This window comes from Pseudomonas bijieensis, from assembly GCF_013347965.1.
GTDB classification, from domain to species: domain Bacteria; phylum Pseudomonadota; class Gammaproteobacteria; order Pseudomonadales; family Pseudomonadaceae; genus Aquipseudomonas; species Aquipseudomonas bijieensis.
Window position 1 is genome coordinate 6,468,213 of sequence record NZ_CP048810.1, and the last position, 26,193, is coordinate 6,494,405.

At 60.5% G+C, this 26,193-nt stretch carries 21 protein-coding genes and 1 pseudogene; 5 read left to right on the forward strand and 17 right to left on the reverse strand.

The window, feature by feature from the left end; all coding sequences use genetic code 11:
• Nucleotide 1: 1 nt before the first annotated feature.
• Complete coding sequence (locus GN234_RS28755) at nucleotides 2-3,142, forward strand: efflux RND transporter permease subunit (protein ID WP_109755629.1); 3,141 nt, start codon at nucleotides 2-4, stop codon at nucleotides 3,140-3,142.
• A complete protein-coding gene (locus GN234_RS28760; protein WP_116832896.1) occupies nucleotides 3,139-4,542 on the forward strand; it encodes an efflux transporter outer membrane subunit in 1,404 nt (467 codons plus the stop codon). Before GN234_RS28755 ends, GN234_RS28760 begins: the two co-directional genes overlap by 4 nt.
• Before the next feature lie 277 nt (nucleotides 4,543-4,819).
• Here GN234_RS28760 and GN234_RS28765 read toward each other — a convergent pair whose 3' ends face one another.
• The 10 genes and pseudogenes from GN234_RS28765 to GN234_RS28810 form a co-directional block, all read right to left on the reverse strand.
• Nucleotides 4,820-5,818 (reverse strand): helix-turn-helix domain-containing protein, encoded by a 999-nt coding sequence (locus tag GN234_RS28765; protein WP_176689445.1) that lies wholly within the window; start codon nucleotides 5,816-5,818, stop codon nucleotides 4,820-4,822.
• Between the two features lie 87 nt (nucleotides 5,819-5,905).
• The gene (locus GN234_RS28770; RefSeq protein ID WP_116832894.1) at nucleotides 5,906-7,384 is read right to left on the reverse strand and encodes an aldehyde dehydrogenase family protein; all 1,479 of its coding nucleotides are present in this window, start codon (nucleotides 7,382-7,384) and stop codon (nucleotides 5,906-5,908) included.
• Between the two features lie 70 nt (nucleotides 7,385-7,454).
• Nucleotides 7,455-8,303, reverse strand: a complete 849-nt coding sequence (locus GN234_RS28775; protein ID WP_109755624.1) for a VOC family protein — start codon at nucleotides 8,301-8,303, stop codon at nucleotides 7,455-7,457.
• A gap of 22 nt (nucleotides 8,304-8,325) precedes the next feature.
• Nucleotides 8,326-9,972, reverse strand: a complete 1,647-nt coding sequence (locus GN234_RS28780) for a bifunctional 3-(3-hydroxy-phenyl)propionate/3-hydroxycinnamic acid hydroxylase (RefSeq protein ID WP_116832893.1) — start codon at nucleotides 9,970-9,972, stop codon at nucleotides 8,326-8,328.
• Nucleotides 9,973-9,993: 21 nt separating this feature from the next.
• Nucleotides 9,994-10,815 carry an IclR family transcriptional regulator gene (locus tag GN234_RS28785; protein ID WP_116832892.1) on the reverse strand — a complete coding sequence of 274 codons (822 nt, stop codon included), beginning with the start codon at nucleotides 10,813-10,815 and terminating at the stop codon, nucleotides 9,994-9,996.
• Between the two features lie 2 nt (nucleotides 10,816-10,817).
• A complete protein-coding gene (locus GN234_RS28790) occupies nucleotides 10,818-11,669 on the reverse strand; it encodes a fumarylacetoacetate hydrolase family protein (protein ID WP_116832891.1) in 852 nt (283 codons plus the stop codon).
• A gap of 322 nt (nucleotides 11,670-11,991) precedes the next feature.
• A pseudogene (locus tag GN234_RS28795) lies at nucleotides 11,992-13,441 on the reverse strand (carotenoid oxygenase family protein).
• Between the two features lie 35 nt (nucleotides 13,442-13,476).
• Nucleotides 13,477-14,658 carry an MFS transporter gene (locus tag GN234_RS28800; RefSeq protein WP_109755619.1) on the reverse strand — a complete coding sequence of 394 codons (1,182 nt, stop codon included), beginning with the start codon at nucleotides 14,656-14,658 and terminating at the stop codon, nucleotides 13,477-13,479.
• 55 nt (nucleotides 14,659-14,713) lie between these two features.
• Complete coding sequence (locus GN234_RS28805) at nucleotides 14,714-15,706, reverse strand: SphA family protein (protein WP_109755618.1); 993 nt, start codon at nucleotides 15,704-15,706, stop codon at nucleotides 14,714-14,716.
• Between the two features lie 145 nt (nucleotides 15,707-15,851).
• Entirely contained in the window at nucleotides 15,852-16,472 is a 621-nt protein-coding gene (locus tag GN234_RS28810; RefSeq protein WP_109755617.1) for a TetR/AcrR family transcriptional regulator, read from the reverse strand.
• 163 nt (nucleotides 16,473-16,635) lie between these two features.
• Between GN234_RS28810 and GN234_RS28815 the strand changes: the two genes are divergently transcribed.
• Entirely contained in the window at nucleotides 16,636-17,076 is a 441-nt protein-coding gene (locus GN234_RS28815) for a hotdog fold domain-containing protein (protein WP_109755616.1), read from the forward strand.
• 13 nt (nucleotides 17,077-17,089) lie between these two features.
• On the opposite strand, the gene GN234_RS28820 is transcribed toward GN234_RS28815, so the two are convergent.
• From GN234_RS28820 to choW, 6 genes are all read right to left on the reverse strand, one after another.
• Nucleotides 17,090-18,004 (reverse strand): LysR substrate-binding domain-containing protein, encoded by a 915-nt coding sequence (locus GN234_RS28820; protein WP_109755615.1) that lies wholly within the window; start codon nucleotides 18,002-18,004, stop codon nucleotides 17,090-17,092.
• Nucleotides 18,005-18,092: 88 nt separating this feature from the next.
• Nucleotides 18,093-19,229, reverse strand: a complete 1,137-nt coding sequence (locus GN234_RS28825; RefSeq protein ID WP_176689446.1) for an FAD-binding oxidoreductase — start codon at nucleotides 19,227-19,229, stop codon at nucleotides 18,093-18,095.
• A 9-nt stretch (nucleotides 19,230-19,238) separates the two neighbouring features.
• Entirely contained in the window at nucleotides 19,239-20,495 is a 1,257-nt protein-coding gene (locus tag GN234_RS28830) for an aromatic ring-hydroxylating oxygenase subunit alpha (RefSeq protein ID WP_109755614.1), read from the reverse strand.
• A 139-nt stretch (nucleotides 20,496-20,634) separates the two neighbouring features.
• Complete coding sequence (locus GN234_RS28835; protein ID WP_109755613.1) at nucleotides 20,635-21,573, reverse strand: LysR substrate-binding domain-containing protein; 939 nt, start codon at nucleotides 21,571-21,573, stop codon at nucleotides 20,635-20,637.
• Nucleotides 21,574-21,602: 29 nt separating this feature from the next.
• Nucleotides 21,603-22,826 (reverse strand): choline ABC transporter ATP-binding protein, encoded by a 1,224-nt coding sequence (gene choV / locus GN234_RS28840; protein ID WP_163857880.1) that lies wholly within the window; start codon nucleotides 22,824-22,826, stop codon nucleotides 21,603-21,605.
• Nucleotides 22,823-23,671 carry a choline ABC transporter permease subunit gene (choW, locus tag GN234_RS28845; protein ID WP_109755611.1) on the reverse strand — a complete coding sequence of 283 codons (849 nt, stop codon included), beginning with the start codon at nucleotides 23,669-23,671 and terminating at the stop codon, nucleotides 22,823-22,825. The genes choV and choW overlap by 4 nt, the downstream gene beginning before the upstream one ends.
• Before the next feature lie 465 nt (nucleotides 23,672-24,136).
• Between choW and GN234_RS28850 the strand changes: the two genes are divergently transcribed.
• Nucleotides 24,137-24,838 (forward strand): TetR/AcrR family transcriptional regulator, encoded by a 702-nt coding sequence (locus tag GN234_RS28850; protein WP_109755610.1) that lies wholly within the window; start codon nucleotides 24,137-24,139, stop codon nucleotides 24,836-24,838.
• Nucleotides 24,831-25,616, forward strand: coding sequence for a pyrroline-5-carboxylate reductase family protein (locus tag GN234_RS28855; RefSeq protein WP_116832885.1), 786 nt, complete (start codon nucleotides 24,831-24,833; stop codon nucleotides 25,614-25,616). The genes GN234_RS28850 and GN234_RS28855 overlap by 8 nt, the downstream gene beginning before the upstream one ends.
• Nucleotides 25,617-25,777: 161 nt before the next feature.
• On the opposite strand, the gene GN234_RS28860 is transcribed toward GN234_RS28855, so the two are convergent.
• On the reverse strand, nucleotides 25,778-26,161 hold the full coding sequence (locus GN234_RS28860; RefSeq protein WP_109755608.1) for a VOC family protein: 384 nt from the start codon (nucleotides 26,159-26,161) through the stop codon (nucleotides 25,778-25,780).
• Between the last annotated feature and the right edge of the window lie 32 nt (nucleotides 26,162-26,193).

Below are 26,193 nucleotides of genomic sequence, written 5' to 3' on the forward strand. Positions count from 1 at the left end.
CATGGCACGTTTCTTCATCGACCGGCCGATTTTCGCCTGGGTCATCGCCATCGTCATCATGCTTGCCGGCGCGCTGTCGATCAGCCAGTTGCCCCTGGAACAGTACCCGGACATCGCGCCGCCGACGGTGCGCATTTCCGCGACCTACACCGGCGCCTCGGCCAAGACCGTGGAAGACTCGGTGACCCAGGTCATCGAGCAGCAAATGAAGGGCCTGGATAACCTGACCTACATGTCGGCCTCCAGCAGTTCGGACGGCAGTGCCAGTATCAGCCTGACCTTCACCGCCGGCACCAACCCGGACGTGGCCCAGATGCAAGTGCAGAACAAGCTGCAACAGGCCGAGTCGAGGCTGCCGCAGTCGGTGCAAAGCGAAGGTTTGACCGTGACCAAGGGCGGCTCGGATTTCCTGATGATTGCCGCCCTGGTGTCCGACAACCCGAGCGTCACTGGTACCCAGATCGGCGATTACATCTCCAGCACCTTGCTCGATTCCATCAGCCGCCTCGACGGTGTCGGCGATGTGCAGACATTGGGCTCCGGCTATGCCATGCGTATCTGGCTGGACCCGGCCTTGCTGGAAAAATATGCGCTGATGCCCTCGGATATCAGCAGTGCCCTGGAGGCGCAGAACACCGAGGTTTCCGCCGGTCAACTGGGCGCCATGCCGGCGGTGAAGGGGCAGCAGTTGAATGCCACGATCAGCGCCCGCAGCAAGCTGCAAACCGTCGAAGAGTTTCGCAATGTGGTGGTCAAGTCCTCCAGCGACGGGGCCGTGGTGCTGCTTGGGGATGTGGCGCGGGTCGAGTTGGGCAGTGAAAGCTACGACGTCAGCTCTGCCCTCAACGGCAAGCCTGCTGCCGCCATGGGCGTCCAGCTCGCCGCCGGGGCCAACGCCCTGAGCGTGGGGGAAGCGGTGAAGGCCAAGCTCAAGGAACTGGAGCCGTTCTATCCGGCGCAGATGCAACTCAAGAACGTGATTGCCTACGACACCACGCCCTTTGTCAGCCTGTCCATCGAAGAAGTGGTCAAGTCACTGGGCGAGGCCATTGTCCTGGTGGTGCTGATCATGTTCCTTTTCCTGCAGAACCTGCGGGCCACGCTGATCCCGGCGATCACCGTACCGGTGGTGCTGCTGGGCACGTTCGGCGTACTGGCGCTGTTCGGCTATTCGATCAATACCCTGACCATGTTCGCCATGGTCCTGGCCATCGGCCTGCTGGTGGACGATGCGATCGTGGTGGTGGAAAACGTCGAGCGGGTAATGGGCGAGCGACGGTTGTCGGCCCTGGACGCCACGCGCCAGTCGATGGATGAAATCACCAGCGCCCTGGTGGGCATCGCCTTGGTCCTCAGTGCTGTGTTTATTCCCATGGCGTTTTTTGGCGGTTCCACGGGCATCATCTACCGGCAGTTTTCGGTCACGATCGTCTCGGCCATGGTGCTTTCGGTGTTGGTGGCCATGACGCTGACGCCGGCCTTGTGCGCGACGCTGCTCAAGCCGTCCGACGGTCATGGTGCCCAGGGCGGTTTCTTCGGCTGGTTCAACCGTACCTTCGAACGTGGTGCCGAGGCCTATAAAGGCCAGGTAGGCGCTATTTTGCAACGTGGGCGCCGCAGTTGGCTGGTGTATGGACTGTTGGTGCTGGCAATGGCGCTGGGGTATGCCAGCCTGCCGACCTCGTTTCTGCCCGATGAAGACCAGGGCATCCTCATGGCCCAGGTGCAGTTACCGGTGGGGGCTACGGACAGTCGCACCCAGGCGGTCGTCGAGCAGTTCGAAAGCTACCTTCTCGAGCAACCGGAAGTCGAGGCGCTGATCAGCATTTCCGGTCTGGGCATGAACGGCAACAGCCAGAACGCGGCCCGCGCCTTTATCCGGCTCAAGGACTGGAGTGAACGCACGGGGGCGGGGCAGGATGCGGCCGCCATCGCCCAACGGGCGACCCTGGCACTGTCGAGCATCGCCGATGCCAATGTGTTCGTCATGCAGCCACCGGCCATACGGGGCCTGGGGCAGACGTCCGGCTTCGATCTGCAACTCAAGGACCTCGGTGGCCTGGGACATGATGCGCTGGTGGCGGCGCGGGAGAAACTCATCGATCTGGCCAACAAAGACCCGCGCCTGCTGGGGGTACGCAGCAATGGCCTGGACGACGCACCGCAGCTCAAGGTCAGTATCGATGATCGCAAGGCCGGCGCCTTGGGCCTGAGCACCAGCGACATCAACACCACTTTGTCCACGGCGCTGGGCGGCACCTACGTCAATGACTTCCTCAACCAGGGCCGGGTGAAGAAAGTCTACGTCCAGGGTGAGGCCTCGTCGCGGATGCAGGCGGCCGACCTGGAGCACTGGTTCGTGCGCAACAGCAATGACGAGATGGTGCCGTTTTCCTCGTTTGCCAGCAGTTCGTGGAGCTATGGCTCGCCGTTGCTGGAGCGCTATAACGGCAACGCTTCGCTGGAGGTGGTTGGCGACCCGGCGCCCGGGGTCAGTTCCGGGGACGCCATGGATGCGGTGGAAGCCATCGTCAAACAGTTGCCCGAAGGCATCGGTTACGAATGGACCGGGCAGTCCTATCAATTGCGTCTATCCGGTTCGCAAGCGCCGTTGCTGTACGGGATCTCGGTGCTGTTCGTATTCCTCTGCCTGGCCGCGCTCTACGAGAGTTGGTCGGTGCCTTTCTCGGTGTTGCTGGTGGTACCGCTGGGAGTGGTGGGGGCGGTGCTGGCGACCCGTTTCAGTGGCTTGAGCAACGACGTGTACTTTCAGGTCGGGCTGTTGACCACCGTGGGGTTGGCGGCCAAGAACGCGATTCTGATCGTGGAATTCGCCAAGCACCTGCAAGAACAGGGCAACAGCTTGCGCGAGGCGACGCTGATTGCCGCGCGGCAACGCTTGCGGCCCATTCTCATGACGTCCCTGGCGTTCATGTTCGGCGTCTTGCCCCTGGCTTTGAGTACCGGTGCCGGTTCCGCCGGGCGCCAGGCCATTGGGACCGGTGTGCTGGGAGGGATGTTTTGCGCCACGGTGCTGGGGATCTTTTTCGTACCTCTGTTCTTCGTGCAGATCCGTCGGCGTTTCGAGCGCGTTTCCCCGGTTTCGACCTCTGTTCCATCCGCTCAATCAGGTGACGCATGATCAAGTTCCGCTGGCCCTTGCTGGCCATTCTCACGCTGCTCGGTGGCTGCATGAACCTGGCGCCGCAGTATGAACGCCCAGAGGCACCGGTCTCCGAGCAGTGGTTGCCAACCACCAGTACGCCCAAGGGGGAGGTGAGTGCCGACATCGAGTGGCAGCACTTCTTCACCGACATTCGCCTGGCGCGCTTGCAGGCCCTGGCGCTGAGCAATAATCGCGACCTGCGCCTGGCCGTCCTGAACGTTGAAAAGGCCCAGGCGCAATACCGCATCCAGCGCGCCGAGTCGCTGCCTTCGATCGATGCCAGCGTCAGTGGTACCCACAGTCGCACGCCCGGTTCGTTGTCCAACACGGGCTCGGCGGCCACCACCCATGACTACAGTGCGCAACTGGGGTTGAGCAGTTATGAAGTCGACCTGTTCGGCCGGGTGCAGAACCTTCAGGACGAAGCGCTGGAAGACTACCTGGCCTTGACCGAAACCCGGCGCAGCACGCAGATCAGCCTGGTGGCCGAGGTGGCGACCGCCTGGCTGACCCTGGCGGCCGACAACGAGCGTCTGCACCTGGCCCAGGAGACCTTGCGCAGTCAGCAGGCGACCTACGAACTGACCCAGCGCAGCCACGCCCTGGGCGGCTCCTCCGGTCTGTCCGTGGCCCAGGCGCAAACCACCGTGGAGTCGGCCCGGGTCGACGCGGCGGCGTATGAAAGCCAGATCCTGCAGGATCGCAACGCCCTGCGCCTGCTGGTAGGCAGCGACATTCCCGAAGAGCTGCTGCCGGGCGCGAACCTGGAGTCGGCCGCGGCGCTGGTGCAGGTGCCGGCAGAACTGCCCTCCAGTCTGTTGCAACGCCGCCCGGATGTGCTGGCCGCCGAGCACTCGCTCAAATCCGCCAATATCGACATCGGCGCGGCCCGTGCGGCGTTCTTCCCCAGCATCAGCCTGACGGCCAATGCCGGTTCCTCAAGCTCGGCCTTGTCCGGTCTGTTCAAGTCCGGCAGTGGTGCCTGGACGTTTGCCCCAAGCATCAGCCTGCCGATCTTCGATGCCGGCAGTAACCGCGCGACACTGGACTCGGCCAAGACCGAGCGCGAGATCCAGGTGCAGACCTACCAGCAAACACTGCAGAACGCCTTCAAGGAAGTGGCCGATGCCCTGGCGGAGCGCAGCACGTTGGATCGTCGCATCGAGGCCCAGCAGGCATTGACCGACGCCAGCCGCAAGAGCTTCGAGCTCTCCGACGCCTTATACCGCGGCGGTTCGCAAAGCTATCTCGAAGCGCTGGATGCCCAGCGCTCCCTGTACAGTGCGCAACAGGACCTGATCACCTTGCGCCTGACCGAGCAGAGCAACCGCGTGACGTTGTACAAGGTGATGGGCGGAGGCTGGAATCAAGGGTAGGGCGGGGGCGTAAAGCCAATGACCCGGACCTGTGGGAGCGAGCCTGCTCGCGATAGCGCCGGCCCATTCAACAGCATTGCAAGCTGATCCACCGCCATCGCGAGCAAGCTTGCTCCCACAGGGGATTTTGGGTGGATGCTGTACCTGAGAACCACGCGGAAAAAATTGTGGGAGCGAGCCGGCTCGCGATAGCGCCGGCCCATTCAACCGCATTGCAAGCTGACCCACTGCCATCGCGAGCAGGCTCGGTTCCCACAGGGCTGAATGGGCAACAGCCTCAAGCCGCTGTCGATTTCTCCCGGCTGTCGCTCGCGGTGTCGCGAAACAGTCGAGGGGACATGCCGAAGGTCGATTTGAAATGCCGGCTGAAGTGGGAGCTGCTGCCATAGCCCCAGGCGTAGGCGATATCGGTGAGCGAACGATGGGCATGTTCCCGGTTGCGCAGGTCTTCGGCACAACGCGACAGGCGCCGCTGCCAGATGTATTCGCTGACACTGCACCCCAGTTCATCCTGGAAGGCGCGGTGCAGGCTGCGTACCGAACACTGTTCGGCGTTGGCGATGCGTTCGATGGTCAGGTCGCGGTCAGCCAGGTGGCGCTCGATGTACGCCTTGAGACGGTTCTGCTTGAAGAAGCGAAAGTCGTGTTCGAGTTGCTTTTCTTCCTGTTTGTTCTTCAGCGCGTTATCCAGCAGCCCGGTGATGCTGTCGCCGATCAGCCCGGCCGAATGGTTGTTCAGCAAGGGGTATTGGTTGTAGGCATCGCTGATCAGGTGCATCAGCATCCGCCCCAGTCCATTGCGACCGTTAAGGTGCATGTCGCCGGTTTGCGTGAGTTGCCCGGGTGCGCCTTGGAACAGCAGGATGAAATGTTCGCAGCCTTGCGTGCTGGTCACGTTGAAAGGTTTGCCGCAGTCGACCAGGAGCATTTCGTCAGGGGCCAGCACGCTGCTTTGTTGGCCCTGATCGAAATGACTGACGCCAGCCACCTGCATGATCAACATGCGCGGCGTGTCGAGGGCGTCGACCGCTTTGCTCAGGTGGCGTGAATAGCGATGGGCGCTGGCAGTCATTCGACAGAAGCGCAACTGGCCCAGGTCTCCGTACTCCAGCCGTCCCTGGAAGTTGCTGTCATGCAACGGATCAATGAAGGTCGATTCCAGCCGTTTTATATAGTCCGGCGTGCGCCCCAGGTGATCGCTCATGAACTCTTTCCACTTCATCAGGCGGTCGGAGCGAACAACCTGATCGGTGGACACGCAGGCTAGATGGTTCATTTTTCGCCTCTGTTTTTTATTGTTTTCTGGCGGACCGGGCCAAGGGTCGATTGGCCCGATCCGGGTCTGACCAAGGGTGCCACAGGCTCAGAACGGGTAGTGATGGCCTCCGGGCTGCCAGGTTACCCAATGGGCACGGGTAAACTCATCCAGGGCATAGTGACCGTTGAAGCGACCGAGGCCGGAGTTCTTTTCGCCACCGAACGGGGCATTGGGTTGGTCATCGACGGTGATGTCGTTGATGTGGGTCATGCCCGCCACGATGCCACGGGCGAAGTTCAAGCCACGGGCCATGTCCCGGGTGAACACCGCGCTGGACAGGCCATACTCGCTGGCGTTGGCCAATGCCAATGCATGGGGTTCGTTTTCGGCGACCAGCAACGGCAGCAGGGGGCCGAAGGTTTCATCGCGGGCCAGTTCCTGATCGGCGTCTACTTCACCGAAGACATGGGCGGGCAACACCAGCCCGGATGCCGGGCCGCCACAAAGGCGCTTGAGGCCGGCGCTGCGGGCCCTGTCGATTTTATGCAGCAGGCCGTCGAGCTGGTTCTGATTGACCACCGGCCCGATCACCGTATCCGCCAGGGCGGGATCGCCGGTCTTGAGATTGCGCACGCGCTCGACCACCAGCGCCGCGAAGTCGGCATACAGCGAGCGGTCGACGATCACCCGGTTGACGCTCATGCAGATCTGGCCCTGGTGCAGGAAACGCCCGACCACCGCGGCGTGCGCGGCAACTTCAATGTCGGCGTCATCCAGGACCACCAGCGGCGCGTTGCCACCCAGCTCCAGGGCCACGCGCTTGATGTGTTTGCCGCCAGTGGCAATCCGGCCGACATTGCGCCCCACATCCGTCGAGCCGGTGAAGGAAATCAGGCTCGGCACCGGGTGCTCGACGAAGGCATCGCCGATTTCCGAGCCCGCGCCGACCACGACGTTGAGCGTCCCCTGCGCAAAGCCTGCTTCTTCAAACAGATGGGCAATCAGCAATCCGCCGGTCACCGCGGTGTCGCTGGCGGGCTTGAGCACAATCGTGTTGCCCAGGGCGAGTGCCGGCACCACCGAGCGCATGCTCAGGTACAGCGGGAAATTCCATGGGCTGATCACGCCCACCACACCCAAGGGCTCGCGAAAGACAAAGCTCTGTTCGCCGGGCTTGTAGCTGGTCAGGATCCGACCTTCGACCTGCATCGGCATCGTCGTGCATTCACGCACCAGGTTCAGTGTGAATTGCCATTCCATGCTTGCCTTGATCCGGGTACTGCCGGACTCGCGGATCAGCCAGTCGATGATTTCTTCGCGGCGGTTCTGGATGACCTGGGCGAGCTTTTCAAGTTGTGCACCGCGCTGGGTGGGGTGCAGTTGTGCCCAAGCCGCCTGCGCCTGGTGCGCGGCCTGATAGGCGTCGTCGAGATCGGCAACCGAGGCCAGGGGCATCTCCAGCAGCGGTTCGCCATTGAAGGGGTTGCGATCGTCCAGGCGGCGCGTGGAGCGCCCGGTACGCCAAGTGCCGTTGATGTATTGGTCGCCGTTGATGGCGTAGGGGGCGAGCGGTTGAGTCGTCATAATCTTTTACCCTTGGAGGCAGGTGGTCGCGTCGTTCAGACGTAAAGGTGCAGGCGTCGATGAAAACTGCTCAGCTTCTGATCCAGGCGCGGCCCCAGGAGTTGAGTGTGTATTCCTCCTGTGCCCAGACACCGGGCTGACGGCTGGCATCGGTGACTTCGAGTTCGGCCGAGAACTCCAGGCGGTTGCGATCGGCATCGACCACCATGAAGAACAGATTGTTGCCCGGCCCATGTCGGCCGGGGCCGAAGAAAATGGTGATGCGCTCCTTGGCGAAGCGATCCCCCCAGTCGCGGATGTCATTCCATTCGTTGGTTTCGTAACAGTGGTGGTCCCATTCGTTTTTCGAACCGCGGAAAAACGCCAAGGTGTGGTGCTCGTCGTCCGAGCGCAGGAAGCACGTCATGAGTTGGCCGGTCTGCTCATCCACGACGTTGTCCGAAACAGTGAAGCCCACCGTGTTGACGTAGAAATCGATCATGGCTTCCAGCTCTGTGGTCTGGAATACCACGTGCTGCAAGCGCCCCGGCATGCCTGGGCGAGAGGTCTGGCGAGCGGGGCGGGCGACGCCGAATATCGTTTGCCGGCCCTGGGGATCACGGATCAGGAAGGCTCCCGGCTCGAGCAGCGGCGAGTCGACCTCTTCGATGATGCCGCCATTGCCGAGCAGGCGAACCCGCAGTGCTTGCAGGCGAGGCTGATTGCCCAGGTCGAACGCCGCCGCGAGCAGGCCGCTGTGGTCGGCGGGCGACACGAGCATGGCGCGTTGCGGACCGCTGAGCACCCAACTGCCATCGGCTTGCGCCTGGCTGTCCATGTCCAGCATCCGCCGATAGAAGTCGATTTGTCGCTGCGCGTCCTTGCTCGCCAGGTGCAGGTAGCACAGGCGTGCAGGTGTGGAAGTCTGGAGTGTTTGCATAACCACCTCTGTGCGTGAAGGTTCAATGAAAGACGGGCGCGACGCTTGGCTCGATTTCGTTGCTGTGGGCCAGGGCGATGCCGAACAGCGACTGCAACGATTCGGCGGCCTGGGTTTCGGTGGCCTTGTCGAAAATCGCCGCGATGTAGCGATCCGGGCGCAGCAGCACAAACGGGTGGGACTCGCCCAGCAAGGGCTTGAGCAGGCCTTCACGGTCCTGGAGCACCGTGCAGCCTGGGATCGCCGGCATGGCCTGGACAGACTCGGGCAGGATCAGGATGCGTCTGGCTTCAAGGTGGCTCCAGAGGCCATGCTTGAGTTCATCGACACGCTGGCGGGTCGGGTCGCCGTATTGAATCAAGGCGAAGCCGGCACCGATGGCGTCATCGAGCAGGTGTTCGTGGCCGTGGGCATCGGTGAGCATCGGTTGCGGGAACATCTGTCCGCAGGACAATGTGCCTGCCTGCCCTTCGGCCAGCACCAGGCCTCGGGTGAAACGAGGTTTGGGCTTGAAGCGCATTTGCAGGAAGTAATCGCGCAGCGGCGGCAACAGGCCGATCAAGGCGAATGCCCCACTGATCAGGCGAGCGCGCAAGACGGTGGCCGGCGCCATGACCACGCCGAGGTTCAAGGCCAACTTGATCAAGGCCCACGCATGATCGCGACGCTCGCTTTCGTAGGACAGCAGTGCGCTTTGCGCCATTTTGCCCTTCAGCACGCCGATCAGTTTCCAGCCCAGGTTGTGGGCATCGCGAACGCCGCTGTTCATGCCTTGCCCGGCATAGGGCGGGGTCAGGTGCGCGGCGTCGCCGGCGAGGAACACCCGCTGCACCTGCCACTTCTCGGCGACCCGGGCGTGGAAGGTGTAGACCGTCTTGCGCACGAGGGAAACCGGCGCGTCACCCTTGAAGGGGCGCAGCAAGGTTTGCAGGTGGGTTTCGTCGAGCGCCTGTTCGTCCGTTTCATCGGGCTTGAGCAGGAACTCGAATCGGCGTGTACGGTGGGGTCCGGGCACTTCGACCACCGGACGCCTGGCATCGCAATATACGCGGGTCTGCCAGAACGGGTCGTCGTCCTGGTCGGTATCGACCACCAGCCAGCGTGAGGAGAAGCTCGAACCGACCATTTCGATCCCGAGTTGCTTGCGCACCGGGCTACGACCGCCGTCGCAGGCCACCAGGTAAGCCGCGTGGACTTCGATCATCTGCCCCTCGGCGTCACGAATCCGCGCACACACGCCGTGTTGGTCCTGACTGAATTCCACCAGCTCGTGGCTGAACCGTGCCGTCAGGCTGGCAAACCGTTCGAGGCCTATCCTCAGGGTGTTTTCAAACAGCGGTTGGCGAAACGCGTTGCGCTTGGGGAACCCATACAGCTTGCCGGTCGGTTCGACCTTGCCGAAGCAGCGCCCTCCGGGCCGGGTGTAGTAATGCACGCCGTAGCCAGGCACGACATCACGCAGCACGGCGGCATCCAGCCCGATGGCCTGCATGGTGCGCAAGGATTCGTCGTCGATTGAAACCGCCCGTGGTTCGGTCACGGTGCCCGGCTTGCGATCGATGATCAGGGTGTCCACGTCGGCTTGGCCGAGCAGGTTGGCCAGGGTCAGTCCGGTAGGACCGGCGCCGATGACCAGGACCTGAGTGTTGATGCGTTTGAGGGTTGTCATTGTTATTCCCTTGCGAATGGCTCAGCCCAGTGGCTTGGGGCGATTGGCGAGCGCAGCCATGCGTTGCGACAGTTCCTGCGCCAGGGCAAGGATCTGTTGCCCTTGCGTCTCTTCCTGGGCACTGTCGCGTTCTTGCACCGGGCGCACGCAACTGATGCTGCCGACGACTTTGCCATCGCCGTCGAAGATCGGCGCGGCCAGGCCATAGACGCCCGCGTCGACTTCGCCTGCGCTGGCTACATAGCCCTGGCGACGCAGTTGCTGCAGTGCGCGACGAAACGCCTCCCAGGTCTGGCCAAGTTGGCTGGCGCGAACCTCATCGGGATGGTCGAGAAACAGCTGGCTGTGTTGGCGCGAGGTCATGTTGGCGAGGATCGCCTTGGACGTCGCTCCCAGGAATAGGGGCCTGGGCGAACCGCGGGAGTAGCTGACCTCACTGAACAGATTGCCGTGCTGGTGAATGCACACGACCTGATCCTTGAAAAGTCGGCAGATCAGCCAGACCTGTTGTTCGCTCCACTGCGGGAAGCTGGGCTCAAGCGATTGGGCGGCGCGCACGAGAGGGTCGCTCAGGCGCAACTGGCGGTCCCAGGTAATGATTCGTGCGCCCAGCGCATAACGGCCGGCTTCGACCTGGAACAACAGGTTGGCCTCGGCCAATTCGCGCACGTAGCGGTAGATCGTCGAACGGGTGAAGCTCAAGGCGCCGCCCATGTCATCCACTGCCCAGATCGGGTGCTGTTCGGTGAACAGGTCGAGTACCCGCAACATGCGCTCCAGGCTCGAGCCTTTGCTGTCGCCATCCTGCTCGGGCAGGTGTTCAGGAGTGTGTAGGTTTTCCATGTTCACTGCTCGTCCACGATGCTGTTGCGCAGGGTGCCGATGCCAGCGATCTCGACCTCCACCTGATCGCCCGGCTTCATCCACACCGGCGGTTCGCGGAACGCACCGACGCCGCCGGTGGTGCCGGTGACAATCACGTCGCCGGGGGCCAGTTCAGTGAAGGTGGAGCAGTATTCGATCAACTGGCGCACATCGAAAATCATGTCGCTGGTGCGGGTGTGTTGCATCACTTCGCCATTGAGGCGGGTGGTCAGCTCCAGGTCCTGTGGGTCGCCGATCTCGTCGCGGGTCACCAGCCAGGGACCGAAACCGCCGGTGTTCGGGAAGTTCTTGCCAGGCACGAACTGAATGGTGTGCTTCTGCCAATCGCGGACACTGCCGTCGTTGTAGCAGGCATAACCGGCGACGTAATCCAGCGCGTCGGCGTGCTTGACGTGGCGGGCCGCTTTACCGATCACCACCGCCAGCTCGCCCTCGAAATCAAGCTTGTGGGAGGCCGTTGGGCGAACGATGGGTTGCAGGTGGGCGGTCTGGCTGTCTGCGAAGCGGGTAAAGATCATGGGGTAGGTCGGCATCTCTCGACCGGTTTCGCGCACGTGGGTGGCGTAGTTGATGCCGATGCACAGCACTTTGCCCGGGTTGGGGATGACCGGCAGGAACGTCACGTCAGCCAAGGGAAGACGCGGCAGGCTTGCCAGGGGCTCGCGGGTCAGTTCGCCCAGGCGGTCGTTGGCGATGGCCTGTTTGAGGTCGTGGCCGAGGGTTGGCTTGAGCGATTCCAGGTCGATGACGTGATCACCTTCGACCACACCGTAGCTGCTACGACCTTGGACAACAAAGCTTGCGAGTTTCATGAAGGCTCCTGGGAAGAGGGGAGGGTGCAATGAGGGTCAATCTAGTCTTGCTATAAAATCCTGTAAAGTGGGATTTATACAAAAATCCTAAAATATGGAATTTATGTTTTTTTTGGCGAGGCTGTACCTTTGGCGGACCTGGGGAGCAGAGGGAGAGGCAGCAGGCAACCAACCGCAGATGGCTGGGTGTCGTAAGAGGTACGGAAAAGGGATCTAAACCTGTGGGAGCGGGCTTGCTCGCGAAGACGGCGTCACAAGCGACATCGATGTCGACTGTACTACCACCTTCGCGAGCAAGCCCGCTCCCACAGGGGATTTGCGTTTAATCGATTGGTGCCCAGCAGCCATGCAGCGACATGCGCATCCGGAACGGAATCCTGATCCGGGCAATGGGACCGCTGGCCATGTCACGGGAGTCCAGCACCACCAGCTCACTGCGCCCCTCTGCGATGAGGTTGAGCAGGGCAACGACGTAGCCATCGGCTTCCTCTGCATCCGCCGAGCGGGGGAATGAAGATGGGCTCCTGGAAGCAGCCGCTGTCGCCAGGAAACCAGGCGTCGGTGCTGCCTGTCTTCAGGTTCAAATGGACCAGCAGGTTGAAGAATTGAAAGGGTATCGGGCCGTTCGCCGGGTTGTAGGGGCGCTGCGGATCGAAGGCGAGCAGGAAACCATGCTGGTACTTGCGACTGATGTAGCGGTCATCACACCTTGGAAACTCGCAGGGGTAATCCGTCAGCGGTTGCGGTTCAACGTCCTCCCCGGCGCCGTTCAGGTCAAAGGTCCAGCGCATCAGGCTGGCAGCCAGGGTTTCCGGCGGCGGGACATAACCATTGGCCTGGGGAAAGAAATAGAAGATGTTCCCGCCGGTGACCGGCATGTCGACATAGACCTTGTCGCCCTCATCGAATGCATTGAGCGTATGCCCCTGGAAACCGTCCTTGGGCCCCTTGAACCAACGCACATCTTGCGCATGCCCGTTGCGCGGCACGACGGCGAACAACTGAGGCAGGTCGGGTTGCCACTGGAAATGCGCTCCGCCGTTTTTCATGCGCTCGACGTCCACTGTCAACGGAATCAACGGGAACACAACGTACCGTTCGGTCACCGCGAAATCGTGCACCATCGCTGCATAAGGGGCCTGGAACCAGATCTCGTGCAGCAGTTTTCCGTCCGGTGAAATTTCGAAGTAGGCCAGGTCAGGCGTACCGTCGCCTTTGGCTTCATAGCTGAAGGCCAGGAGATTGCCCGTCACCGGGTCGAGCTTGGGGTGGGCGGTGAATGTCGCGGATTTGATCTGCCCGTCAAAACGCCATTCGCCCAGGGTTTCCAAGGTCTCGCGATCCATCGCCCAGGGCAGGGCATCTTCCTTGAGTGCCAGCAGCACGCCGTTGTGTGGGATGACGGTGGTGTTGGCCGTGGTGTTGTTCTTCGCCGCGAGCGGGTCGTTGGTGAAGGCGTTGCGATAGACGCCATTGAGCGAGCGACCTTCACGGCGCTGGGCCAGCAAGCGATCGGTCTTCACGTAGCGACGGCGCAGCGATGCCTTGCCGTTGGCAAAATGGAAGCGGCTGACCATGCCGTCACCGTTGAAAAAGATATCGGTGCCCAGCATCGGGGGATACTGCGGGTCTGGTGCGACTTGATAAAACGTCCCGTGGATCGAAGCGGGAAGGCAGCCTTCAATTTCCAGGTCGAACACGTCTGCTTCCACCCGGCTGGGCGTGTAGAGAGCGCCGGAAAACTCAGGGGTTTGAGGGAATGGAATACTCATCGGGCAATCTCGTCAATGTGCGGGTTCGTTGATGTTCAGGCCGATTGCGGGGACATCGCCGGCCCGGAAGGCTTCACGCCGCGGCGAAAGCGTGCAACGACCAGGCACGAGATCACCAAGGCTAGCAAATAGGCTGAAGCTGCCAGCCATCCGACCGCTCGGAAGTGGCCCTCGCCGACGACCAGTGCGGCCCCGAATGGTCCCAGCCCCTGGCCGATGAAAATCGCAGCGTTACCCAGGCCCGCCAATCGGCCGGAAGGGTCCAGTTCCGCCGCCATGGAAAGCAGGTACGGCAGGCTGAAAAACCAGACCATATGGATCAGGCAAGCCGTGCTGACAAACGCCACGGGGCTGGTGCCATAGACCATGATCAAGGTCGCCAGCAGCGCCGTGCCAAAGCTCAACAGTTGTGGAAACAGCAGGCCCAGGCGCCGTCCGATCAGCCCGGCCAGCCCGGCGCCCAGGGCACCGGCAAGGATGCTGCCACCGAGGATGCCGCCAATCTGCTGAGGCTCCAGGCCGATGCTCTTGCCGATACGTTCCTGGTAAACCCATAGGGCAGAGTGACCGAAAAACAGCAGCGCAAAGAGCATGATCAACAGGATCGACGTGAGGCCGAATGGCGGGATCGCGCCGCTGGTTGCGCGATGGGTTTGCGGGTAGCGTTCAGGCACCCTCCAGCAACCCGTCGCCGCGAGCACACTGGTGATCGCCAATAGTAGAAACGCCCCGTTAACACCGAATGACTTGAGGATCAGCGGCATGGACGTCACCAGTAACATCCCCCACAGCAGGTTACCGATGTTGATGACCGCGAAGGTCGCATCCTTGGACGTGCGCAGCGCCGCGGTGGCGTAGACGACCGCCATGACCGCGCCGCCGCTGGCGCCACAGATCATTCTGGAAACCAGCAGCCCGGCCTGGCTGTGAAGCTGCGTGCTGAGCAGATTGCCCAAGGCCAGGATCAACAGGGCCACCAGGGCGAAGCGGCGGCGGTCGACGCTGGCCATGAACAGGGCGCAGACGCCGCAGGCGATGGCCATCGCAATGAGTTCCGCGGCGAAGATAGCGCCGATTGCATTGAGTGGCAGGCCGAGCTGGTCGATCAAGGCACCGCCCAGGATCGGCTGGATCTGCAGCGTCCCCAGGGAAATGACCATCATCAGGCAGATGGCGCCCAGTGATTTCTTGCTGTCGATGGAGTCGAGTGCGTTCATGAAGCATCACCTCGGGTAATGGGCCCGCTCATGGGTGAGCAGGCGCATACGTCAATCAGAACGTGTGGACGTAGCGAACCTGCACCTGGTAATCCGCCCGGGAGCGATTCTCGACGCCGGTTTCTTTATAGGTGTTGAGCCAGAAGGCCTTGTCTTCGGTGATTTTCCAGAACAGGCCCGGGCCAATGCCCAGCACCTTTTCCCGGGAGTCGGTCAGGGTGTTGCCGTTGACCTTGTCATCGGAAATCTGCCGGAAGTAGTAGCCGTTGATGCCGACCGAGACCGTCGGGAACACTTCGTACGAGGCGGTGAAGTTGGCCCACGCCGACTGTCCCGACTGGGTGTCGCGCACCGATTGCCCTTCGAAGAACTGCGCCGAACTGCTGGCCGGATCATCGTTCTTGAAGTTGTACAGGTAGTTCAGCCGCCAGCTCACTTCCCAGCGAGGCGCGGGCATCCAGGTCGCTGCCCAGTAGGGGTTCAGGGAGAAGTAATTGGAGCCTGGGTTCAGGTCTTTGTGTTTGTCGTACTTGCCCGTTGGCAGGATGGTATCGAAGGCCATGCGCTGCACGAAGACCGGCCTGCCGCTGGCGTCGACGATCGGATCGAACTGGACCTGGGGCCCGACCGTGACGTCGCCCAGGCCTGTGGCGTTGTCCTTGAGCTTGGCACCGTTGTCACCGAAGTCGCCGTCCAGGGACACGACGGGCACCAGCAGGCTCCAACCCAGGTGCGCCCCGCCTGCGAAGGTGTCGGGTGAGTAGTAGCTCAGCTGGTTGATCATCGTGATGACGTTGATCTTCGGGTCATCGAAGGCGCCGTTCTTCTTGCCACCGTTGGTCCTGATGCTGCTGGCGGTACTGAACTTCAAATAAGTCTGATGAGTCAGCCCGGGTGGCCCGGCAAAGCCGTCGTAGAAACTGGTGCCACCCAGGTTGATACCGCTGGGTTGGCTCACCGAAGGTGGAGGAGGGCCATCGGCTGCAAAAGCGGCCAATGACGCGAAGCTGAGTGCCAGGCACGCTGGCAGGGTTTTGGTCAGGCTCATTGAAGTGGCTCTATTCTTGGAATTGTGAGCGGGGGAATATCCCCTGGCACTTCGACTTTAAGTCCCGGTCGTGGGTGATGCTTGAGCGCAACGGCCAGAGTTGACTGGGAGCGCCAGCAACCGGGAGAAAACCGGTACGAACTTCTCAGCCGTCAGCGCCAACGGCGCGCCAGGCGGCCTCGGCCAACTGCTGCCGGTAGAGTTCAGGGCTGCGTTTGACGCGGCCAGAGAGCCAGGCGCGGCAATAGCTCTCTGCCGAACCGATGATCAGGGACGGGATCAGCTCAAAAGGCAGTTCCTGCAAATCCTGCTGGTGGGCCGGGTCGCTGAACCATTTCTTGAGTTCGGCGTTCCTGGCCAGATTCGCCTCGGCAAGCCGCTCCTTGAAGCTGCTTTGTGCGACCGCAAAGCGTGCCTGGTACTGGAACCGCGCCCAATCGGGTTGGCTGACCACCCAGTCCACGTAGCTGTACACCAAGGCCTGGACCCATTCCTGGGTCGACGTGACGGTGCTGAGGTAGCTATCCCTGAGCCGCGCCTGATCATCCAGGGCGGTCATGTACAACGCCGCGACCAAGCCTTCCTTGTTATCGAAATGGTGATAGATGGCCCCCACGCTCATCTGGCTTTCGGCACGGATGATATCGATGGTGGTCGCTTCGATGCCTTGCTGGTTAAACAGTGCCAGGGCGCATCGGAGGATGTGCCGCTTGGACTCGGCACGACGCCCTGGGTAGCAGCGCTCGAGGAGATCGACAGGTTCCATTTTTCGGCCCAGGCAAAAAGGGGCCATGGTAATTGAAACGAGGGCTCGGGACGAGCGATTGACAGGTCAGGCATTTACAGAATAATGTTCTGTAACAGAGCGATATTCTGTAATAGAGTAATGTTCTGTCCATGACTCCAGCCCACCCGACCAGAGATATCCCATGAGCCAGACTCTCAGCATGTACCAAAGCGTTGGCGCTTCCGCTTTCAGCAATATGGCCTGCCAGATGGCACCGTACTTCGGCACCATCAACCCGGAAATTTCTGTATTGACCCCCGGCCGCGGCGAAGTGAAGGTGCCGTTTCGCAAGGAAATCACCAATCACCTGGCTTCCGTTCACGCGATCGCGCTGTGCAATGCGGCAGAGCTCGCAGGCGGCATGATGACCGAGGTGTCCATCCCCAGCGGCGCTCGCTGGATTCCCAAAGGCATGACCGTCGAATACCTGGCCAAGGCCAAGACTTCCATTCATGCGATTGCTGATGGCAGCGAAATCGACTGGGCGACCTCGGGCGACAAGATTGTCCCGGTCGATATCTTCGACGAGGGTGGCGTGAAGGTCTTCACGGCGCGCATCACCATGAACGTGAAAGTCGGCTAGGTCGCCCGCTCCATCATGCGTCGACCGTTTCTGCCAGATGCGCCATCAGCCACTGGCGGAAGCGGTTGACGCTTTGTCTGTTGGGGGCCCGGCCTTGGGGCTCCAGCAGGCAGAACTGCGCGTCGGTGCGCAGGATGGTTTGCGTCGGCCGCACGAGGCTGCCGGTTTGCAAATGGTTGCTGAGCAGGCCCGACCAGGCCAGGGCGATCCCCTGGCCTGCCAACGCCGACTGGATCAGCATGGAGTAGCTGTTGATATTGATGCGCCGCCGAGGTTCTGGCGCTGGGTAGCCAAGGCGTTGGAACCATTCTTTCCAGCCAATCCAGTCCCGGTGCTGGTCTTCCAGCCACAACCAGGTGCATCCACCCAACTGTTCCAGCGATTCGATCCCCGGGTGTTGCGCCAGATAGGCGGGGCTGCACACCGGGAAAATCTCTTCGTTGAACAACGGCGTGACTTTCATGTTTTTCGGTGGCGTGCTGCAGTAATAAAGCGCCAGGTCACAGTCCAGCCGGGAAAAATCACTGACTTGATCCGTCGCGATGATGCGCAGGTCAATCTCTTCATTCTGGCGTTGGAACTCCGATACCAACGGCAGCAGCCATAATGAGGCCATCGCCGTGCTGGTGACGACAGTGACCTGCTGTGCTCCTTGCCAATGGCGCATTCCCGCAGTGGCCTGGGCGATTTGCTGCAACGTATCGCGGATGCTTTCGTAATACTGGCTGCCCGAGGCGGTGAGGTTGATTTCACGGGTCGTGCGGGTGAACAGCGCGGTGCCCAGATAGTCTTCTAGCAAGCGAATCTGACGGCTGATGGCGCCTTGAGTGACGTTCAGCTCGCGCGCCGCCACGGTGAAGCTCAAGTGGCGGGCGGCGGCCTCGAACGCCACCAGGCTGTTGAGGGGCGGCAAGGGTTGCAGTTTCATCAGGCTGGGTCACTGTCTTATAAGGGTTGAGCGCACGGAGATTGTTCAGACGCCAGTGTGCAGTGACTACCTTATTAGCGATGCAAGGCTAAAGATCAAGGATCAGGTCAGACGTGGGCTTGCTGCAGCACAGCAAACGCAGGCCTTTGTCGATTTCCCGTTGCCGGATACCGCCGTTGTGGTTCATGTCCACCGTACCCTGTAGCAGGGCGGTCTTGCAGGTGCCGCAAACGCCTTGGCTGCAAGAAGAAGGTACGATTGCGCCGGCCTTTTTCGCGGCGCTCAGCACGGTCTGGTTGCCCGGCATGCTGAAGGTCTTGCCCGAGCGCGACAGGGTCACCGTGAACACGTCCTGCTGGTCGAGCGAAGGGGCTTGTTCGATCAGCGGCTCTTCGTTCAGTGCCGCAATGTCGAAGCTTTCCTGATGGTAGTGGCTGAAATCGAACGCCGCTTCCCTGAGCAGCGACTTGACCGCTTCCATATACCCCTGGGGCCCGCAGGTGAAGATTTCCCGTTCCTGGAAGTCCGGTACTTGCTGGCTTAACAACGGTAAATCGAGCCGACCTATCGGTTGCTGCCATTGAGCGGTATCGCCCAGACCTTCGCAAACACTGATGACCCGCAGTCCCGGCATGGCGGCCTGCATGCGCGTCAACTCGGCGTGGAAGATGATGTCTGCGGGGGTGCGAGCGCTGTGCACAAAAACGATGTCGAGGTTGCCGGCCATGTCGCAGGCAGCCCGGGTCATCGACATCAAGGGTGTCACGCCCGAGCCGGCGGACAGGTACAACAACTTGCTCGCAGGATGGCCGACCGGGGTGAAACTGCCAGCAGGGCCGGAAGCCTTCAGGTGGTCCCCTGGCTTGAGGTTGTCATGCAGCCAATTGGACACCGTTCCCCCCGGCACGCGCTTGACGGTAATGGAAAACGCAAAGGGCCGGGTGGGGGAGGACGACAGGGTGTAGCAGCGGGCGATGGTCTGCCCGCCAATGACCGGCGAGATCGTGATGAACTGGCCAGGCTCGAAGCTCAGTGCGCTGAAGTCCGCACACCGAAAGATGAAGGTCCTGACGTCATGGGTTTCCTGGCGCACCGCGCAGCATTGCAGGTTTTTCTGTTCACCGCTGTGCCATTGCGAGCCGAATGTGCCCCAGGTTATCGGGTCGGTAAAACGTTGAACCGCGCTGGTGGTTGCGGGGCGCGTCAGGTTTTCGTAAGTCGTCATGTTCATTCCTCACACGCCATGGGCGGCCAGACGCGCCGCGTACCAGCGAGAGAACTGGTCGACATAGGTTTCGGTAAAGGCCGAGAACGGCCCGGGCGTGTAGGCAGGGTCCTGGGTGCCGCTGTGGGTGATGCCGACGAGGCTGGCGTCCTGCAGGTTTGTCGCAGCCCAGACTTCGGTCAGCTTATCCACTTGGTAGTCGACGCCTTCGATGGCATCGGCATGGACCAGCCACTTGGTGCGCACCAGGGTTTTATCGGGCGCCAGTGGGATGATGTAGGACACCACGGCATGGTCGCTCATGATATGGGTCCACGAGTTGTGCGTCCAAAGATGCACGTCGCCCAGGTCGCGACGGGTGAGGTCGCCAAACAGCCGGGTGCAGGCCACGCGGGTATCGAGGGTCTGGGATTCGCCGTTGCCGGCGATGACCAAGCGTTGGGAGCGAAACTGAGTGACGGTGTCTTCCCCCAAGTATTCGACGGCGTCGCAGATATAACCTTCGCTCTCCCAGTTGTTCTTGGTGTCGGCATTGCGGCGGTGATACTCGTCCAACGCTTGAAGTGAATCCTCCCCCAGCCCATCGGTGCAAAAACCGAAATCTTCAGGCAGGAACGACGCGGTCAATTCAGGATGGGTGGCGGCGCAGTGGTAACACTCGCGGTTGTTTTCTATCACCAACTTCCAATTGCCGTTCTCGATGATTTCCGATTCGTAGGCGATCTTCGAGTGGCTGATGTCGTATTGGGCGAAGCGCGGTGTCATGACCTGGTCAAGGTACAGGATGTCTTCTGGCGGTTCGTCGCCCAGGCAGACGAAAACATGGGTGCCGATGACCCGAGTATGCACGGGGATCAGGCTTTTGCATTTGGGGTCGAAACCCTGGCCCATGTGCGCCGCATGTTTGAGGCTGCCATCCAGGTCGTAGCTCCACTGGTGGTAGGGGCAGACCAGCATGCCCACCGTCGATTTGCCGGCCTGTTTCAAACGCGCCCCGCGGTGACGGCAGACATTGCGAAATGCCTGCACATGCTCGTCATCGTCGCGCACCAGAAGGATGGAAGATTTGCCGATATCGAGAGTAGAGACATCACCGGGTTCGGGTATGTCGCTGGTCACGCCCACCAGAATCCAATGTTTGGTGAAAAAGATATCGACGTCGGTTTCGAAAATATCCTGGCGGCCAAACAAACCGCCAGGCATGCCATGGCCGGGCATGCGGTCGGTCAGAAGTTCTCGATGGGTTTTCACGGCATTAATAGTCATTATGGGTCTCGCTCAAACTCAAAGTTGATCAGGCGGCAGGTACAGTTTGGAAAGGTGGAATAAGACCGTCAACGCGCTTTATTTTCACGCTCGCATAACTTTGCGTTATGCGTAGAGGTGGTATTTAAAGTCTTTTTTATCAGTGGTTTAGATAACTGTCGTCGCGCAGCCAATCGACCAGTGCCTGGGTAATGGGCTCAAGTTTTCGACCGCTGGGAATAACTAGGTAATAAGCGTCTTTTGGCTTGACCATGTACGGCGTGATTCTTATTAGTTCACCGCTATTGAGCCGGTGCGCGATCAGCCGACTCCATCCCAGTGCTATGCCATGGCCTTGAATGGCCGCCTGGATTGCGTCGTTGTAGGAACTGCAGCGAAATGAATAATTAAGCTTGGGGCGCATATCGCCGAGTTCCCGGCACCAACGGTTCCAGGTCATCCAGCCTTCGAGGGTTGAATCCGAGTCAATCAACGCCACGTCCAAAAAATCGGTAATGGATGAAGGTGCCGGGTTGCCAGCGAGCCAGGCAGGCGAACAGACGGGAAACACTTCTTCATCGAACAGGAAAACCGAACTTCCATCTTCCCATTTTCCATCGCCGAAACGGACGGCCAGGTCGACGTCATCCCGGTATGAACCTGGCGAGACCTGCTGCGTCATCAAGCGCAACTTCAACTTCGGTTGAAGGGTGCGCAGTGCAATCAACCGGGGGAGTATTCTCAGGTGAGAAAACGCCTCGGTGCAGGCGATGGTGATCTCCTGTTCACCGATGCCCTCGACAATTTTGTCGAAGACACTGGCCATGCGATGAATGGACTCTGCGACGACCAGATGCAGGACATAGCCTTCGTGAGTCAACTTGATTGCCCGATGAAGCCGATGGAACAGCTTGGTTTCCAGCGTATCTTCCAACAGCCTGATCTGTTTGCTGACGGCGGCCTGAGTCACGCCCAGTTCCTGGGCGGCCAGGGTAAAACTGGCCAGCCGCGCCACGGCCTCGAATTCCAGCAAAGCCGTCATCGACGGTATCAACCGCCGATAGCCCTTGACCTTTTTATCGATATCGCTGGGTTGCATAGGTGTGTTCCAACGCCGTGCCGGGTGAATCAAGCCACCGAAGATTGTCTTGCGGGTTCAGAACGCGCTGGGTGTGACAGGTTATGCCCCAGCAGTGCCCGATACAGTTCACCGTCGCCCAATATGCCCAGGACGGTGCCGGCCTCCTCCTGCACGATCAGGGGGTGACCGGTTTCGTAGCGAATCTGCAAGGCGTCGCGCATGCTGGTCGCCGGCGGCACGCAAGTGGGACGTCGAGCCAGGGTCTCGATTCGCTTGGTCGGATCCCATGGCTGGACGTGTGCGGTCGTGGCACCTTTTCGAACGCTGGTCAGATGCCGCTGCGGGTTGACCACCATCCACAGGTTTTGAGCCGTATCCAGGCAATATTCGTCGCGGGCGAAAACGCACTGTTGCAGCGGGGTCATCAAGCTTTTCGCACACAACACATTCAACGGGTTGGTGTGGGCGACGAAGTTACGCACGTAGTCATCCGCCGGGTTCAGCACGATCTCTTCGGGCTTGCTGTACTGAATGATCTTGCCGTCTTTCATGATGGCGATACGCGTGCCCAGTTTCAGGGCTTCATCCAGGTCATGGCTGACGAACACGATGGTCTTGTGCAGCTTGCGCTGCAGATCGAGCAGCTCATCCTGCAAGCCTTGGCGAATCAGTGGGTCGAGGGCCGAGAAGGGTTCGTCCATCAGCAGGATGTCGGCGTCCATTGCCAGGGCGCGGGCCAGGCCGACCCGTTGCTGCATGCCGCCGGACAGCTCGTGGGGCTTCTTGTTGCGCCACTGGGTCAGGCCCACCAGCTCAAGCTTTTCGTCCACCAGCTTGCGCCGTTCCTTTTCCGGGCGGCCCTGCATTTCCAGGCCGAAGCTGATGTTCTCGCGCACCGTCAGCCAAGGCATCAGGGCGAACTTCTGGAACACCATGGCGATGCGCTGGGTGCGCATCATCTTCAGTTCGGCGGGGGTGCAGGAAGCGATGTCGATCTGCCGGCCTTCGTGCTCGACGAACAGCTTGCCGCGACTGACGGTGTTCAAGCCGTTGATGCAGCGCAGCAGGCTGGACTTGCCGGAGCCGGACAGGCCCATCAGCACGCAAATCTCACCTTTGTTGATCTCCAGGTTGGCCTTTTCCACACCGACGATCAAACCCGTCTTCTGGAGAATCTCCGGACGCGAAAAGCCTTGGTCGAGCAGATCCAGGGCGGGCTTCGGACGGGCGCAGAAAATCACGTCGACGTCTTCGAAACGGATGATGCTCATACGTCACCTCTTTTCAGGGTTTCACGTTGCTTGCAGATGCGGTCGAGGGTGATCGCCAGCAGCACGATCGCCAGGCCCGCTTCAAACCCCATCGAGATATCGGCGGTGTTCAGCGCATTGACCACTGGTTTGCCAAGCCCGTCGGCACCCACCAGGGCGGCGATCACCACCATGGACAGCGACAGCATGATGCATTGGGTGATGCCGGCGGCGATGCTGGGCATGGCATGGGGCAGTTCAATGCGCGCCAGTAATTGGCGGCGCGAACAGCCAAAGGCCTTGCCGGCATCCATCAACTCTTCGGGCACATCACAGATACCCAGGTAGGTCAGGCGAATAGGGGCGGCGATGGCGAATACCACCGTGGATATCAACCCCGGAACGACCCCCAGGCCGAAGAGTGTCAGGGTAGGGATCAGATAGACGAAGGTGGGCACGGTCTGCATCAGGTCGAGGACGGGTCGCAAGGCCGCATAGAACCAGGGGCGATGTGCCGCGACGATGCCCAGCGGTACGCCGATGACCACGCACACGAGCGTGGCGAAGGTCACCTGGGCAAGGGTCTCCATGGTCTCCTGCCAGTAACCGAGGTTGAGTATCAGCAGGAACGAAAGGGCCACGAAAAGGGTGAGGCTCACCTTGCGTTGGATGTAATAGGCAAGCAGGGCAAATACTGCGATCAACGCCAAGGGATTGAACCAAAGGAGCGCGTTGGTAAATGCGCTGATGATGTTGGAGAGTGACAGCGATATGGCGTCGAAAAGACCTGCGCCATGTTGAGTCAACCATTCGACGTACCGGGCGATGTGTTCGCCCAGTGGAAGCTTCTCTTGTGTAATCCACATATCACTGATCCGGCTGATGGAAAGAAACAGCACGCAAGCAACTGCCCGGGTGCAGCTCTATGCGCCAGGTTTCCAGGCAACACAAAGCGACTGCGAGAGGCTTTCGCGTGAGCAGTTATCGAAGTTTGGGCAGGGGATGAGTAACAGAAGTGGTGTGTGTCAAAGCCAGTCGCCCCGGCGTTCTTTGGCCGGATGTCGAAGGTCTTTCAGAGGTGTGCACTGCAAGGTTCATAGTGGCGGCTCGTTGTTGTTTTGGTCTGGAGTCCGTTGCCTGTGGGAGATATTTATCCAGGTGCCTTTTGCTGACAAACCATTTTATGTCAGCCTCTCATGAGTTTTTGTCATTAATGATTGGCCGCTTCAAGGGAATCGACGTCGATAAAGTCAATCAAATGTACTCCGGTGTACATTTGGCGGTCATCCGAGTACATTCGCGCTACGCATTGTTTAAAGAAGGTAGGCAGGATGTCCCAGGTAGGGAAGGCACGCGGCAAGGCTCAGGACGCAGGCTGGCGGGGCTCGCCGGAGGGATGGCTGGAAGCGGCCTACGAGGCTCTGAAGGAGTCGGGCATCGATGCGGTTCGGGTCATGCCGCTGGCCAAGCGCCTGGGGTTGTCACGCACCAGCTTCTACTGGTTTTTCGAGGATCGCGAGCAACTGCTGGCGGCTTTGCTGTCTCGTTGGCGGGAGACCAATACGGGGGGCCTGATCCGGCAAAGCGAAAGCTATGCCGAAAGCATCTCCGAGGCGATCCTGAATGTGTTCGAGTGCTGGCTCAACCCGCAATTGTTCGATTCGCAGTTCGAGTTTGCCGTACGCAGTTGGGCGCTTCAGTCCGCTGAAGTGGCCCAGGAGGTCGCTGTCGTGGACGAGCAGCGAATGAACGCCCTCGCGAGCATGTTCAAGCGCTTTGGCTATGACAGCCAGGGGGCTGATGCGCGGGCCCGAACGATCTATCTGACGCAGATTGGCTACATCACCATGAACACGACTGAGTTGATCACCGTGCGCTTCCAGCGCATTCCTCATTACGTGAGCATCTTCACCGGCAAAGTCCCCAAGCAGCGTGAGCTGGATCGGTTCTATGGGAAGTTCGGCTATGCCGAAAAAGAGCCCGGCGTCTTCGTTCCCTTGACGGACACTTTCGAAGGTAACACCGATGATTAATGAGACCGTGGGAATCATTGGTGGAACCGGCTGGCTGGGTGGCGCGATTGCCAAGGCGGTCTTGGCGAAGGGACTGGTGCCGACGGGAAACCTGATAATTTCCAATCGTTCGGGGAGCCACCCATTGGCGCAACAAGGCGCCTGCCTGGTCACGGACAACCAAGACCTGGTGGATCGCAGCGACGTCGTGATCATCGCCGTTCGCCCCGAGCATTTCGCCAGCCTGAACATCAACGCGGCTGGCAAAACCGTTATTTCCCTGATGGCCGGGATGACCGCACAGACGATTGCCGCACAGACCCAGGCTTCGGCGGTGGTGCGGGCGATGCCCAATGCGGCGGTGGAGATCGGGGAGTCTTTTACGCCTTGGTATTGTTTTGCACAGACAGCGGCAACGACGAAAAGCCTCGTGCAGCGATTGTTCGAATGCGTGGGTACGGCGGCAGAGGTTCAGCAAGAAGACTACATCGATTACCTCTCGGCGCTTTCGGGTACGGGCCCGGCTTTTCCTGCCTTGTTGATGACGGCGTTGGCCAATCAGGCGATGGCTGCCGGCATTCCCCCCGACATCGCACAGCTCGCCGCGAAGAATGTCGTGGTCAACAGCAGTCAACTGCTGGCCAGTCACGATGCTCAACAGATGATCGACGCCTTGGTGGCCTACCGTGGGGTGACGGCTGCTGCCTTGCAAACCATGATTCAGGGGCATTTCGAAGAGCAGATTGGAAGGGCGTTGCAGTCAGGCGCCGCGGTTGCTCGCAAGGGCCTTCAGGCCTGATAAGGCAATGTGTATCCGTTGCTGCGGTAACGGTAACGCCGCTATCGCGAGCAGGCTCGCTCCCACAGGGGAGTGGAGCCAGACACAACTTCTGCGCATGACCCGGAAAAACTGTGGGAGCGGAACCACCTCAGCAGAGGGGCTTGGATGAGCAACGTGTGCTATTCAGCCTTGAAGCAATACACCGCCAGCTTGTTCCCGTCCAGATCCCGAGCATAAGCCGCGTAGGCGTTATCAGCCCAGTTACGAGGGCCTGGCAGGCCTTCGCATACGCCACCGTTTGCCAAAGCGGCAGTATGGAACGCCAGGACCGCAGAGCGATTCGGTGCTTCGAAACTCACGGTAACACCGTTGCCGATGGTCGCCGGACCGCCGTTGGCCGGGTTGAGTACAAAGAACGAAGGCTTGTCGACGCCCCAGATGGAGCCGGCTTCGTCGAGATCGGCAACGCGCTTGAGGCCGATCTCTTTCAAGGTGGCGTCATAAAACGCACGTGCTTTTGCCAGGTTGTTGGTGCCGACGGTGACATGGGTAAAAACGGACATCTTGGTTTCCTTTCTGTGGGGTAATGGGGTTT